At 69.0% G+C, this 13,617-nt stretch carries 10 protein-coding genes and 1 tRNA gene; 10 read left to right on the forward strand and 1 reads right to left on the reverse strand.

The window, feature by feature from the left end:
* The first annotated feature begins 39 nt into the window (after window positions 1-39).
* The 3 genes from gyrA (at window position 40) to ABZU32_RS31310 (ending at window position 3,909) form a co-directional block, all read left to right on the forward strand.
* Window positions 40-2,541, forward strand: coding sequence for a DNA gyrase subunit A (gene gyrA / locus ABZU32_RS31300; protein ID WP_354927667.1), 2,502 nt, complete (start codon window positions 40-42; stop codon window positions 2,539-2,541).
* A 209-nt stretch (window positions 2,542-2,750) separates the two neighbouring features.
* Window positions 2,751-3,650, forward strand: a complete 900-nt coding sequence (locus tag ABZU32_RS31305; RefSeq protein ID WP_354927669.1) for a DUF3566 domain-containing protein — start codon at window positions 2,751-2,753, stop codon at window positions 3,648-3,650.
* A 185-nt stretch (window positions 3,651-3,835) separates the two neighbouring features.
* Window positions 3,836-3,909: transfer RNA gene (locus ABZU32_RS31310), tRNA-Ile, on the forward strand.
* Window positions 3,910-3,984: 75 nt separating this feature from the next.
* Here ABZU32_RS31310 and ABZU32_RS31315 read toward each other — a convergent pair.
* Entirely contained in the window at window positions 3,985-5,922 is a 1,938-nt protein-coding gene (locus tag ABZU32_RS31315) for a primary-amine oxidase (RefSeq protein ID WP_354927671.1), read from the reverse strand.
* Between the two features lie 1,413 nt (window positions 5,923-7,335).
* Here ABZU32_RS31315 and ABZU32_RS31320 point away from each other — a divergent pair.
* From ABZU32_RS31320 to ABZU32_RS31350, 7 genes are all read left to right on the forward strand, one after another.
* Window positions 7,336-8,787: a pyridoxal-dependent decarboxylase gene (locus ABZU32_RS31320; RefSeq protein ID WP_354927673.1), complete on the forward strand. Its 1,452-nt coding sequence runs from the start codon at window positions 7,336-7,338 to the stop codon at window positions 8,785-8,787.
* Window positions 8,784-10,325: a hypothetical protein gene (locus ABZU32_RS31325; protein WP_354927675.1), complete on the forward strand. Its 1,542-nt coding sequence runs from the start codon at window positions 8,784-8,786 to the stop codon at window positions 10,323-10,325. Before ABZU32_RS31320 ends, ABZU32_RS31325 begins: the two co-directional genes overlap by 4 nt.
* Before the next feature lie 45 nt (window positions 10,326-10,370).
* Window positions 10,371-10,847, forward strand: a complete 477-nt coding sequence (locus ABZU32_RS31330; RefSeq protein WP_354927677.1) for a hypothetical protein — start codon at window positions 10,371-10,373, stop codon at window positions 10,845-10,847.
* A gap of 25 nt (window positions 10,848-10,872) precedes the next feature.
* Window positions 10,873-11,655, forward strand: a complete 783-nt coding sequence (locus ABZU32_RS31335) for a hypothetical protein (protein ID WP_354927679.1) — start codon at window positions 10,873-10,875, stop codon at window positions 11,653-11,655.
* A gap of 102 nt (window positions 11,656-11,757) precedes the next feature.
* On the forward strand, window positions 11,758-12,156 hold the full coding sequence (locus ABZU32_RS31340) for a hypothetical protein (RefSeq protein ID WP_354927681.1): 399 nt from the start codon (window positions 11,758-11,760) through the stop codon (window positions 12,154-12,156).
* The gene (locus tag ABZU32_RS31345) at window positions 12,153-12,701 is read left to right on the forward strand and encodes a hypothetical protein (RefSeq protein ID WP_354927683.1); all 549 of its coding nucleotides are present in this window, start codon (window positions 12,153-12,155) and stop codon (window positions 12,699-12,701) included. The genes ABZU32_RS31340 and ABZU32_RS31345 overlap by 4 nt, the downstream gene beginning before the upstream one ends.
* A 144-nt stretch (window positions 12,702-12,845) precedes the next feature.
* Window positions 12,846-13,598: an MBL fold metallo-hydrolase gene (locus tag ABZU32_RS31350; protein WP_354927685.1), complete on the forward strand. Its 753-nt coding sequence runs from the start codon at window positions 12,846-12,848 to the stop codon at window positions 13,596-13,598.
* Window positions 13,599-13,617 lie beyond the last annotated feature (19 nt).

The raw sequence follows: 13,617 nt of genomic DNA on the forward strand, positions 1-13,617 counted from the left end.
CTGCCGTACAGACTCATCTCCGAAAAGGACGTACCACCCGTGACGGAAGTCAACACCCCGCCTGGGCCGCCCGCCGACCGCATCGAACCGGTCGACATCCAGTCCGAGATGCAGCGCAGCTACATGGACTACGCGATGTCGGTCATCGTGTCCAGGGCGCTGCCGGACGTGCGGGACGGCCTCAAGCCGGTGCACCGGCGCGTGCTCTACGCCATGTACGACGGCGGATACCGGCCCGACCGCGGATACTTCAAGTGCTCCCGCGTCGTCGGCGACGTGATGGGCTCCTACCACCCGCACGGCGACGCCTCGATCTACGACACGGTCGTGCGGCTCGCGCAGCCGTGGGCGCTGCGGTACACGCTGGTCGACGGCCAGGGCAACTTCGGCTCTCCCGGCAACGACCCGGCCGCCGCCATGCGGTACACCGAGTGCCGTCTCGCGCCGATCGCCATGGAGATGCTCCGTGACATCGACAAGGAGACCGTCGACTTCCAGCCCAACTACGACGGCCGTTCGCAGGAGCCGATGGTCCTGCCGTCCAGGTTCCCCAATCTCCTGGTCAACGGCTCGGCCGGCATCGCGGTCGGCATGGCGACCAACATCCCGCCGCACAACCTGCGCGAGGTCGCCTCCGGCGTCCAGTGGTGCCTGGAGAACCCCGAGGCCTCCGAGGAGGAGCTGCTCGAGGCGCTCATCGCGCGCGTCAAGGGCCCCGACTTCCCCACCGGCGCGCTCATCGTCGGCCGGCGCGGCATCGACGACGCCTACCGCACCGGGCGCGGCTCGATCACCATGCGGGCCATCGTCGAGGTCGAGGAGGACCCCAAGGGCCGCCAGTGCCTGGTCGTCACCGAGCTGCCCTACCAGGTCAACCCGGACAACCTCGCGCTGACCATCGCCGAGCTGGTCAAGGACGGCAGGGTCAACGGCATCGCCGACGTGCGCGACGAGACCTCCTCGCGCACCGGCCAGCGCCTGGTGATCGTCCTTAAGCGCGACGCGGTCGCCAAGGTCGTGCTGAACAACCTCTACAAGCACACCCAGCTCCAGACGACCTTCGGCGCCAACATGCTGGCCCTGGTCGACGGCGTGCCGAGGACGCTGCGCATCGACCAGTTCGTCAAGCACTACGTCGAGCACCAGATCGAGGTCGTCGTCCGGCGCACGCGCTACCTGCTGCGCAAGGCCGAGGAGCGCGCCCACATCCTGCGCGGCCTGCTCAAGGCGATGGACCGCATGGACGAGGTCATCGCCCTGATCCGCCGCTCCCCCTCGGCGGCGCAGGCGTCCGGCGGCCTGATGGAGCTGCTGGAGATCGACGAGATCCAGGCCCAGGCCATCCTGGACATGCAGCTGCGCAAGCTGGCCGCCCTCGAACGCCAGCAGATCACCGACGAGTACAACGGGCTGATGACGCAGATCGCCGACTACCAGGAGATCCTGGCGTCGCCGAGCCGCCAGCGACAGATCGTCGGCGACGAGCTCGGCGAGATCGTCAACCGGTACGGCGACGAGCGCAAGACCGAGATCATCGCCTACGACGGCGACATGTCCATCGAGGACCTCATCGCCGAAGAGGACATGGTCGTCACGATCACCCGCGGCGGCTACGCCAAGCGCACCAAGACCGACCTCTACCGCGCCCAGAAGCGCGGCGGCAAGGGCGTGCGCGGCGCGCAGCTGCGCCAGGACGACATCGTCGAGCACTTCTTCGTCACCACCACGCACCACTGGCTGCTGTTCTTCACCAACAAGGGCCGCGTCTACCGCATCAAGGCCTACGAGCTGCCCGACGCCGGCCGCGACGCGCGCGGCCAGCACCTGGCGAACCTCCTGGCCATGCAGCCCGACGAGCACGTCATGGAGGTCCTGGACCTGCGCGACTACCAGGTCTCCCCGTACCTGGTGCTCGCCACCCGCAGCGGCCTGGTGAAGAAGACCCGCCTGTCGGAGTACGACTCCCCCAGGTCCGGCGGCCTGATCGCCATCAACCTCCGCGACGACGACGAGGTGATCGCGGCCCGGCTGGTCTCCGAGGAGGACGACCTGCTGCTGGTCTCGCGCGGCGCCAAGTCCATCCGCTTCACCGCCTCCGACGAGGCCCTGCGCCCCATGGGCCGGGCCACGAGCGGCGTCATCGGCATGCGCTTCCTCGACGGCGACGAACTGCTGGCCATGAACGTGGTCAGCGACGGCGCCGACGTGCTTATCGCCACCGTAGGTGGGTATGCGAAGCGGACACCCGCGGATCAATATCCTGTTCAAGGAAGAGGCGGGCAAGGTGTACTGACTGCGAAGATTGTGAGTGCCCGTGGCAAGCTGGTCGGAGCAGTCATGGTGAGCCCCGAGGACGAGGTGTTCGCGATCACCTCTGCCGGTGGGGTGATCCGGACCAGTGCGGGTGAGATCAAGCAGTCCGGCCGCCAGACCATGGGAGTGCGCCTGATGAACCTCTCAGAGGGAGACAGCGTGGTTGCCCTCGCCCGCAACGCCGAAGCGCTGGACTCCGAGGACAACGGGGGAGATGACGAGGAATGAGCCCTCAGGCCAACTCCGGTGGTTCCGGCGGGCCCGGTAAACCGACCGGCACCTCGGCGAACCGCAAACGCGCCACGCCAAAGGCCGCCCGTCCGGCGTCCTCGGTGAACTCCTCGACGCGCAATCAGGTGACGGAGAGCGTGAACACCTCGGAAAGTACGGGCAAGGTCCGTTCCCCGGCCGACCAGAGTGATGACAGGGTTGTCGTCGTGTCCAACGACGACGACGCGGCGGCTCCCGCCGCAGGTGGCGAGGGAGCGGACGCGACGCTGCACATCCGCTCCTCCTCGGTGCCCGACAACTCCTGGTCGCCCGCCGCCGACGGCCAGGGCGCCGGCCCCACCAGGCCCTCGCCCAAGCCGCAGGCGCCTCCGGCGCCCGGGCCGAACGCCGGTCCGAGCGCGCGTCCCGCGCCTGCGGCCACCCCGCGTCCCGCGCCCGCCGCCCCGCGCACCGGCTCGCCGGCCCCTGGCACACCGGGCTCCGGCCCGGGACGCCCCGGCTCGCCCGGTACCGCCCCTGGAGGTCCCGGTTCGTCGGGCGCCGTTCCCGGCGGTCCCGGAGCGCCCGGCTCTGGTCGTGGGGGCCCTGGTACGCCCGGCTCCGGCCCCGGGGCCCGTCCGGGCAACGCGGGCACCCGGCAGGGTTTCGGCGCCGTGTCGGCCCTGTCCACGCCCGACCCCATGACCAGCGCCCGTCCCGAGCCCCGCGACAAGCCGGCGGCCCCCAAGGCGCCCCGCAAGGCCCACCTGGTGCTGCGCAGGGTCGAGCCCTGGTCGGCGATGAAGTTCAGCTTCGTCGTCTCGCTGGTGTGCTTCGTGGTGCTCTTCGTGGCGGTCGCGGTCCTGTACGGGGTGCTGTCGGCGCTCGGCGTCTTCGACTCCATCGTCAACACCGTGACGCAGCTCACGGTGCCCGACGGCAAGACCAGCGCCGGCATCGACATCAAGTCCTGGTTCGAGCCGGTGCGCATCCTCGGCTACACCGCCCTGCTCGGCGCGGTGAACGTCGTCCTCATCACCGCCCTGTCCACGCTGGGGGCCGTCATCTACAACGTCGCCTCCGACCTGGTCGGCGGCGTCGAGGTGACCTTCAGCGAGGCCGAGTGACCCCACCCGTGGCCCGCGGCCGGGCACACGCCGTCGACGCCCCCGATCGCCCGCGGCTCCGCCAGCGCGGGCGATCACCGGCGGAATCCATGGCGCGGACGGGCCTCGGAGCACGGTAAGCTTTTCCCTGTCGGTGAGACCGTTCGCTTCCGCGCCACGGAGGCGATAGTCTTCTCTCCGCCAGCGGGGCTATAGCTCAGACGGTTAGAGCGCTTCCCTGATAAGGAAGAGGTCCCAGGTTCAAGTCCTGGTAGCCCCACCCAGATAGACCGCCCCGAACGGATCTCCGTCCGGGGCTTTTCACTGCGACCATCACCGCAACCGCGCCGGCGTCTCAGTCATCGTGATGGTGCTCGCAGTGCCTTGCCTCGTTGGCCGGCACGTTCAGCGTGGGGTTGCGGTCGAAGAACCCGTACGGCGTCAGCGAGAAACCGGCATGGTCCACCGGCATCACCGGCCAGTCCTCGGGCCGCGGGAAGTGGGTCACGCCGAAGGTGTGCCACAGCACGACGTCCTCGCCGTCCAGGGGCCGGTCACCCGCGACGTACGCGGGCAGGCCGTCGCCGCCCGGGTTCTGGTTGACGAACTCGCCGGCCGGGTACCGCTCGTCGGGCGCGTACCGGGTGATCCACAGATCCCGGGTGGTGAAGGCCGCCCGCGCGGCGATCGACGAGGACGGGTCCGCCAGCAGGGTGGGGTTCTGCTGGGCGCGCAGTACGTAGCCGGTCGGCCGGCCGAGCCGGTTGGTGCGCTCGGTGCTCACCACGTGCCAGGTGCGCCCGACCGAGGCGTCCGCGCTGCGCACCCCCTCGGCCTCGCTCGCGATGCGGGTGCGGGCGTAGCTGAAGGCGTTGCCGTACGGGTTCTCCGGCGAGACCGGCACCCGGACGGCGTCGACCTCGTCGACCGCGTTGCGCGGGCCGTCGACCATCATGTCGAGGCGAGCGCTGAACAGGTGCTGGTGGAACGGGGCGCCCAGGCCCGGGGCCACCTCGGCGGCGTAGGGCCACTCTCGCGGCCCGCGGTAGGCCGAGGTGAACAGAATGCCGGTGAGCTTGGCCTCGCACTCGATCCTGCCGTCCAGGTAGAGGTACCAGTAGAAGCCGTAGTCGTAGTTGCCGATCGTGGTGAAGAACGAGATCACCAGGCGGCGCTGGCGGCGGACCTCGGCCGAGTTCGGGGTGTAGATGTCGGTGTGCTTCCAGAGCGTGCCGTGGTCCTCCTCGTGCAGGCAGATCGCGTTGGGGATGCGCCGCACGTCGCCGGTCTCGTCGGCCAGGTCGACGTCGACGTAGTGGATCTCGCCGAGGCAGTCGCAGCCGAGGGTGAGTGAGTTCGCGAATCGGCCGAAGAGGTATTCGCCGGTGTCGAAGTAGTTCTGCCAGAACCGGACCGGCGCCGGATCCCCGTACGGCACCACCATCTCGGCGATGGAGGCGCGGTAGACGACGGGCCGGACCTCGCCGTCGTGGTCGGGGTCGGCGTAGGCGAGCCGGTGGAGCACCAGGCCCTCGCGGGCGTCGAACCCGAAGTGGAAGGACCAGTTCGCCCAGGTGATCCGGTCGCCCTCGACCTGGAACGAGGGCCCGTCGGGCTGGGTGATCTCGATGGGTCTCAAGGTCTCCAACGGCGCCGGGCGCCCTCGCGGGAGATGGAAGTCGCTCAGCTCCCGCGGCAGCGGGAGGACACCGATGTCGATGACCTCGGTCGCCTTCCTCTCGACGAGGTCGACGTAGGCGCTCAGCCCGTCCACCGGGTGCGCCCAGACGTGGCCGTCGGGGTCGGACACCGCGAAGCAGAGCACTCTGATGATGCGCCTGCCCTGCTCGCCGGGCAGGTCGAAGGAGCCCGCGGAGAGCGGCGCGCATCTCACCTGCTCCGGGGTCAGGCCGCGCTTGGTCAGCGCGTCCACCCAGGCCGGCTCCTGGGCGAGGATCCCGTCCACCGCCATGAACTCCTCGACCAGGATGGGCATCCCGCCGTGGGAGCCGTCGACGTCGGTGATCGCGGCCACCGCGCCGGCGGTGAGATCGACGGTCACGTCCCGGGCGTCGCCGGTCGCGGTGTCGAGCAGCAGCGCCCGCGCCCGGCGGTCGGGTCTCGGCCCGGTTCCGGCGTGGAACGCGAGCACCTCCTGCTTGTGCGGCTCGAGCAGGCCGACGTAGACGAAGCGGACGCTTTCGCCGGCCAGACCGGCCTCGCGTACCAGGACGGCGGTCCGCTCGATCTCGGCCGCGGTAAGGCTGGAAACCGGGGTGGTAGGAGTGGTCATGGGATCCTCTCTCGGGTGGGACCGCGTCGAATTCCGGATATGCCGTGCGAGTAATGGGTGGGCACGTTATGGGACGGGAGCACCGAGGCGTACGGCAGGAAGCACAGCCGGTGAAAGCAGAGAAGAGCGCGGCGCGATGACCGCGGTGCAGGTGGCCCGCGGGATGGTGTGCCGGAGGTCCTCGGCCTCGTCTCGGAAAATCTTCGTCGACTCGGAGCCGGCGCGGATGAACCGCAACGCCGGTGCGGGGGAGTCGTGACGGAATTCTCTCCCAGGAAAGCGCCGATAACGAGAGGCTCCGGCCGGCGATCAGCGGGGAGAGCGCCGTGCCGGCCAGGATTTCCAATGTGAGCAGGTGAATGGCTCCGGCTTGGGTGAGGTTTTGGCGTGCCCGGGGTTTCTTTGAGTCCGATATGTGGATTTCGTGCCGTGCTGATCGTGTTCTTGAACGCTATCGGCGCCGGTATCTTCGGGCTGCTGTGACGTCGCCGTCCGTTATATCAGATCTCCGGGTACTCGAAAATGGCGTCGGCGAGCTCGATCCGGGTGCTTTATCTTCCTGGCGCGCACAGCTCCCTCTTTCGCCATGACCGAAAAGCGGAGACCTTCTCCTGGACAAGGGGCACTCGCCGGGCGCCGATCATGCGTGCGGGCGACCGGCCGGTGTCCGATGTTCTCCGCCGGCTTTATGACCTGCACACATCACCATCAGGATCTATGAGAAAAACTCATAAGATGCGATAAACCAGACCTAGCAGAACATGCCCGCACCTCCATCACCATGCGGGACCGTGGCCTGATTCTGACAGCCCATCTCCATCTGAGGCCTTGCGCCGGCCTGTCGGCGATGATTAGGTCATCTACATGACGAGCGTGCCGCTGAGTGCGACAGGTGAGAGTAAGGCGGGATTCACCGTGTTCCATCCACGGTGGACCTCCACCAGAATCTGATCATCGACGACATCGCCGCCGAACCGGCTGAGCCACTTGGACGTAGCGTTACCAGAAGGTCAAGAGTCCCTCGCACGCCCTGCCACTGTCATCGACCGGCATTCCGCTCAGGTATTGGACCGATACAACGGGTCAGGTCATGTCCGTAAGGGCATGAATCCACCTCGCGTCCCGGCCGCCGGGAAGCTCTTCCTCTCTCGACGTTCCACCGCAGATCGTCCTTTGTTCTCGAGATCTTTCATGTGATCGCACGGGAATTCAGTTCGCCATGCCCGAATTCCCTGCCGAACGCGACCGTGTGAGGGTTTCTCGGCTCCGGACCAATTTGGAGTCCTCTCCGTGACGAGTTCGCTTTCCGATGTCCAGAGTTCCTTTCCGCAGCCGGTGACCGGTGAAAGTTCCCATTCGCCCACGCCCGGTCTCACCGCGGCCTTCGACCCCGGACGTTTCCACGACGGCGCCGTGAACATCGTCAGACGCCTGACGGCGTATCTGGTCGACCAGTCGGTCCGGGGACTCGACCTCCTGCACCCGGAGGCGCTGCTGAAGGCCGCGCGGGAGTTGATGACCCTCGAACGGCAGGGCATCGCCGACTTCGACGCCGATCGGGTGAACCAGATCGTCGACCTGTACACCGAGACCGGGATCCCGGTCTACTCACCCGGCTACATGGGCCGGCAGTTCTCCGGCGTGGTGCCACTGGCCAGCCTCATCGACCTGGTCGGCTCGGTGGTCAACCAGCCCTCCTCCTTCTACGAGGCCGGGCAGCTCCCGAACGTCGCCGAGCGGCTCATGGCCGAGGAACTCAATCGGTACATCGGCGGGGACCCCGACCGGTTCGCCATGGTGACGACCTCGGGAGGCTCCCTGGCCAACCTGACCGCGTTGCTCGCCGCCCGCAACCGCGCCTTCCCGCAGATCTGGACGGCCGGCGCCGGAGGCACGCCGGGTCGCCCCGCCATCGCGGTGAGCGAGGAGGCGCACTACAGCATCACGCGTGCGGCGGGCGTGCTCGGCATCGGAGAACGGCAGATCGTCCGGCTCCCGGTCGATCGGGCCGGGCGCATACGTCCCGATCTGGTCGCCCCGGCGCTGGACGAAGCGCACCGGCGTGGCCTGCGGCCGTTCTGCCTGGTGGCCACGGCCGGGACCACGTCGATGGGCGCGTTCGACCCGCTGGAGGAGCTCGCGGCCCTGGCGCGCCGGTATGGGCTGTGGCTCCATGTGGACGGGGCGCACGGGGCGAGCCTGCTGCTGTCGGACCGGCACCGGCACAAGCTGCGCGGCATCGAGCGGGCCGACTCCCTGACCTGGGACGCCCACAAGATGCTGTTCATGCCGGCGCCCTGCACGCTGCTCTTCTACCGCGACAAGACGGCGGCGCGCGGCGCGTTCCGGCAGCGTGCCAGCTACGTCTTCGACGAGGAACCGGACGTCTACAGCGCCTACGACAGCGCGGACAAGAACTTCGAGTGCACCAAGCGTCCGATGATCATGCCGCTCTGGGCGGTCTGGTCGGTCTACGGGCCGGCGCTGTTCGCGCAGAAGATCGACCGGCTGTGCGCGGTGGCCCGGCAGGCGTACCAGATGGTCGCCGCCGAGCCGGACTTCGCCGTGGCGCACGAACCGGAGTCCAACATCCTGTGCTTCCGGTACCGGCCGGACGGGGTGGACCCGGCGACCGTGCACCGGCTGCAGCTGGAGATCCGTAACCGGATCCGGGACGGCGGGCGTTTCTTCATCTCCAAGGTCGACATCGACGGGGTGGCGGCGCTGCGCGTGGTGGTGATGAACCACCTGATCGACGCCGACCACCTGGCCATGCTCATCGCCGAAATCAGGGACATCGGGCAACGAGTGCTGCGCGCGAGCGCCACGGCCCGGCACGACCAGCGCGACGGGAGTCATTCATGACCATGACCGATCTGGACGTCACCGCCTCGGCGGACCTGGCGGCACGACTGATCCCGGAGGAGGAGCTGCGGCCCCGCTCCGTGGACGACGTCACCCGGCTGCCGTCGTTCGGCGAGAAGCTGGAGGAGTGCGGGCGGCTCACCGGAACTCCGTACTGCGAGTCCCCGCTCGGCCTGCAGGACGCGCTGGTGTTCCGCCGGCTGCAGCAGCTCGTCGGCATCGCCCTGCTCAACCCGCTGTGGCGCGAGCGGCTGCACTACTTCGGCATTCGCAGCGCCCCTACCGACATGTCCGAGTGGGAGCGGATCCCGCTCTCGGACAAGATCGTGCAGCGGGACATGTTCATGGGCGCGCGGGCCGGCATGGTCGTGCCGCTCGACCGCGGCGGGTTCGAGGTGGTGGCCAGCGGCGGCACCGGTGACGGCATGCCCCTGGAGATCGTGTACTCCCTGAGGGAGCTGCGCGACACCTACCGCATCGCCGGGGCGTTCATGGGCGCCTACCAGCTCGGCCGCTACCTGAGCGGCCCCGGGCCGCGCTGGCTGTTCACCACCCTGGCCGACTACCAGATGTGGAGCAGCGGCACCATGGTCGGCGGCGTCCTGTCCCAGGTCCCGGGAGTCAACTACATCGGCGCCGGACCGGTGAGCGCACCGGTGCTGGAGCACATGTTCTCCTACCCCGGTCACAAGGCGCTGATGGGGATCACCGCCGGCATCGCGCTCCTGCCCGAGCTCGGTGCGGGCCTGACGCCGCAGGCCAGGGCGAGCTTCCGGGTCGCCATGTACGGCAGCGGCTCCCTGCCGCAGCGCAAGCGGGACGAGCTGCAGGCGTTCTTCCCCAACGTGTCGATCCTCAGCTACTTCGCCGCGACCCAGGCCGAATGCGTGGGGCTCCAGCTCGACCACACCTCGCCGGCGCTGTCCGCCGTGCCGGGGCTGCACCTGGTGGAGATCGTGGACGAGCATGGCCGTGCCGTCGCCGAAGGGGAGGAGGGCGAGCTGGTCGTCACCCGGCTGCACGCCGACGAGACGCCGCTGCTCCGGCTCAAGCTCGGCGACCGGATGATCCGCCGCCCCGCCCTGGACGGGCCGGGGTTGCGCACCGAGCGGTTCGAGTTCGCCGGGCGCACCGCCGATGTGCTGCACCTGAACGACAGCCAGTACTCGGCGACGCTGGCCTACGCCGCCCTGCGCGGGCGGCTGTACATGGCGTCCGGCGTCGATCTGGACCTGATCGCGCACGAGGTCCAGTTCCACAACCACCGTGAGGACCGGACCCTCACTCTGCTGGCGGCGGTGGACGACGCCGAGGGCACGGCCGCGGCCGTCGAGCACGGCCTCGGCCCGAGCGGGACGCGGCGGCTGTTCACCCAGGCGCTGCCGAGCTCCCTGTCGCTGTTCAACGACCGGGAGGCGAACGCGATGGCCATCGAGCAGACCGGATACGAGTTCCGGCTGGTGTTCGTCCCCCCCTCCTCGCCGCAGATCGAGCGGACCGCCGTCGGCAAGACGCCGCTGGTCAGGGACCGGGGCTGAGCACGTGGCCGCCCGTCAGCCCAGGAAATCCGACAAGGAGGATCGATGAAGGAGAAGGTCAGCATCGTCGTGATGGTCGACGCCGTCGGGGCGTTGTCCGACCGGACGCTGCACAACGGCAACATCTCGCTGGTCGACGACAGCTCGGCGGGGAGCCGGCACCAGGGCACCCCCGACCTCGTCACGGCGGTGGTCCCGGGGCAGGTGGTCCAGTGGACGCCCATCCACGTGGACGTGCAGACCCCGGTCGAGATCCAGGCCATCGAGTTCCTGCCCGGCGCGGCCGTCCCGCTTTCGGAGGACCCGGGCGTGCCGCCGTACCCGGTGGAGCCCCCCGCCGTTCCGGCGTCCGACGCCACGGGTTCCGACGGGCAGGAGAACCACGACCTGCTGGTGTGGGAGGGCATCGTGCCCTACACCATGGCGCCCGGTGTGCCCTACCGGTACCGGCTCTCGCTCAAGCTCCACGAAGGGCCCAACAGCGTGCTGCACATCGACTCGCCCGCGCTGCTGCGCGTGTGAGCCACGTTCTGCGAAAGGCGGTTCCATGGCACAGCAACACGGGATCATCGTGCTGTTCGACGTCGAGAACGCGCTTCGGACGCGATCCCTCGACGGCAACACCTACTGGTTCGACAACATGAAGTTCCTCGGCTCGGCCGGGGAGGGCACCGGGGAACTGGTGACGATCGTGCCCGGCACCTATTTCCTCGACGGGTCGCAGGCGACCGAGCAGGTGCTGAACTGGCTGCCCGCGGCGCTCGGGGCGATCCCTCCGACGGTGCCGCGCAACTACCTGGCCGAGCAGGAGCGCGCCCACGACCGGCGCACGCTGGAGCAGCTGGCCGCGCTCGGCGGCGAGGGCCAGGCGAGCGGCGCCGAGCTGACGCGGCTGCAGCAGAGGGTCGGCAAGCGTCCCCGCAAGCAGGCCGGCGGGCGGGGCCTGACCGCGGCCAAGCTGCTGGACGTCACCGGGAAGACCACCGACAGCGCCGCCGCGTACAACTACCCGGCCCCGGTGATCACCGACATCACCGGCCAGGCCGTCAGCGAGAAGATCATGTACCCGGCCCAGTACGGGTCGCCCGACATGGTCTACGACGGTTGGTACTGGGCCGCGACCGTGGACACGAGCCGGCCGGGGGTCTACCCGTACACGGTGCACGTCCAGCTGCACGAGTTGGTCGAGCAGGACGACGAGCTGGTCTGGCAGTCCGTCGACCTGACCTGCGAGTCCAGCCTCAAGATCACCAACGACCCGAAGCGCAACGCCTTCACCGGCGCCGGACTGGGCGTCCTCCCCCTCCCGGCCGTCCCTCCCGCCGTCTGACCCGGCCCGACCCGGAGCATCCTCGCGAACGAAGGAGCCGCATTGCCCCCGAGGAACCGACAGTCCGAACACCGGCCCGCACGGCCTGTGACGATCACCGCGGTGATCGACCCCGTGGCCGCGCTGGCGTCGGAGAACCTGGACGACAACCTCTACCTCTACGACACCAACAAGGCCGCCGGGTCCTCCGGCTTCGGCACCCCGGAGCTGCACAGCCGGGTACGCAAGGGCGACACGCTGCTGTGGAACGTGATCCCGCTGGAGTGCGAGACCTACGTGACCCTCGCCGACATCGAGATCGACCCGCGGATCGCCGAGCCCACGCGCAAGGTGTACCCCGGCACCGACATCGTCTTCTGGACCGCCGAGGTCAAGCAGGACCTCACCAAACCGGTGCCGTACCGGCTCTCCTTCCTGCTCGGCACCGTCGGCACGCCGTTCACTCCCACCGCCCGGCCGGCCCTGACCGGGGCGGCCGGCGAAGGAAAGGAAGGCCGATGACCCAGGCGTACGCGGCCACGGACTTCGCCGATCGCGGCCAGCTCAACTCCGTCCAGCTGAACGTGGTGACCCTCGTCGACATGGAGAAGGCCGCCGCGACCAAGTCCCTGGACGGCTGCCTCTACATGATGGACAACAGCGTCGGCGGCGTGGGGCAGGGCGGCGACCATCTGGAGACCATCTGCAAGCAGGGGCAGGTGATCAACTGGATCGTCCGCCCGATCGACATGCACCGCCGTCCGGACGGCACCTGGCCCCCGATGCCGAAGATCAACAACCTGGTCTTCCTCGACATCGAGAAGGGCGACGAGGACGACGTCGCCGAGCGCCGGATCATGACCGAACTCAAGGTCTACGGGGCTCCCGACCGGATGCGCGACCAGTACACCGCCGTCTACTACTACTGGGCCGGGGCGGTGATGAGCGACGCCAAGCCGGGGGTCTACCGCTACCGGTTCGTTCTGGAGCTGGAGAAGGAACACGGCACCGACAAGGTGTACCTGAACTCGGCCAATTATCCCGCACTGCGGGTACTGCCGGTCTAAGATCCCGAGGCCGATGAGCGCGGTGTGGTGAGGAGGGCTCGTCATGGCCGCCCGGCGGCGGCCATGACATGCCGAGACGGCCCGCGTCCGTTCGGTTAACGTGGTTCGCAGATGCCCGGCGGTGCGCGGCGAACGGAGTTGCTCATGACGACCACCATCACCGTGATCGGCGGCCCGACGGCCCTGCTGGAGCTCGGCGGGCTGCGCATCCTCACCGATCCGACCTTCGATCCGCCGGGGGATCACTCCGTCGGGCCGCTCACGCTCACCAAGACCACCGGCCCGGCTCTCTCCTTCGCCGACCTCGGCCCGGTGGACATGGTGTTGCTCAGCCACGACCAGCATCCCGACAACCTGGACAAGCTGGGCCGCGAGGCGATGGCCGCCGCGCCGCTGACCCTGAGCACACCCGACGCCGCCGCGAACACCGGCGTCACTCCGCTGGGCCCCTGGGAGCATCACGACGTCGGTCCGGTTCGCGTCACCGCCGTTCCCGCCCTGCACGGCCCGCCGGGAAGCGAGCCCATCGTCGGTCAGGTCACCGGCTTCGTGCTCTCCGGCGCCGGGTCGCCCACCGTCTACGTCAGCGGGGACAACGCTTCGCTGGAGTACGTGGAGCTCATCGCCGGGCGGTTCCCGGCCATCGACGTCGCGCTGCTGTTCGGCGGCGCCGTCCGCGTCCCCATGCTCGACGAGCGGCTCACCTTGAACGCCGCCGAGATGGTGGTCGCCGCGCGCCTGCTGAAAGCCCGGCAGGTCGTGCCGCTCCATGTCGAGGGCTGGAGCCACTTCACCGAGGACCAGGCGGACGTCCACACCGCCTTCTCCGAAGCCGGCCTCGACCACCTGCTCGTCTCCCCCGCTCCAGGGCGACCGGTCACCCTGGTGTCCGCCTGACGATGCGAAGCGGCGGCTG

The sequence above is a fragment of the Sphaerisporangium sp. NPDC005288 genome, assembly GCF_040607475.1.
GTDB classification, from domain to species: domain Bacteria; phylum Actinomycetota; class Actinomycetes; order Streptosporangiales; family Streptosporangiaceae; genus Sphaerisporangium; species Sphaerisporangium rhizosphaerae.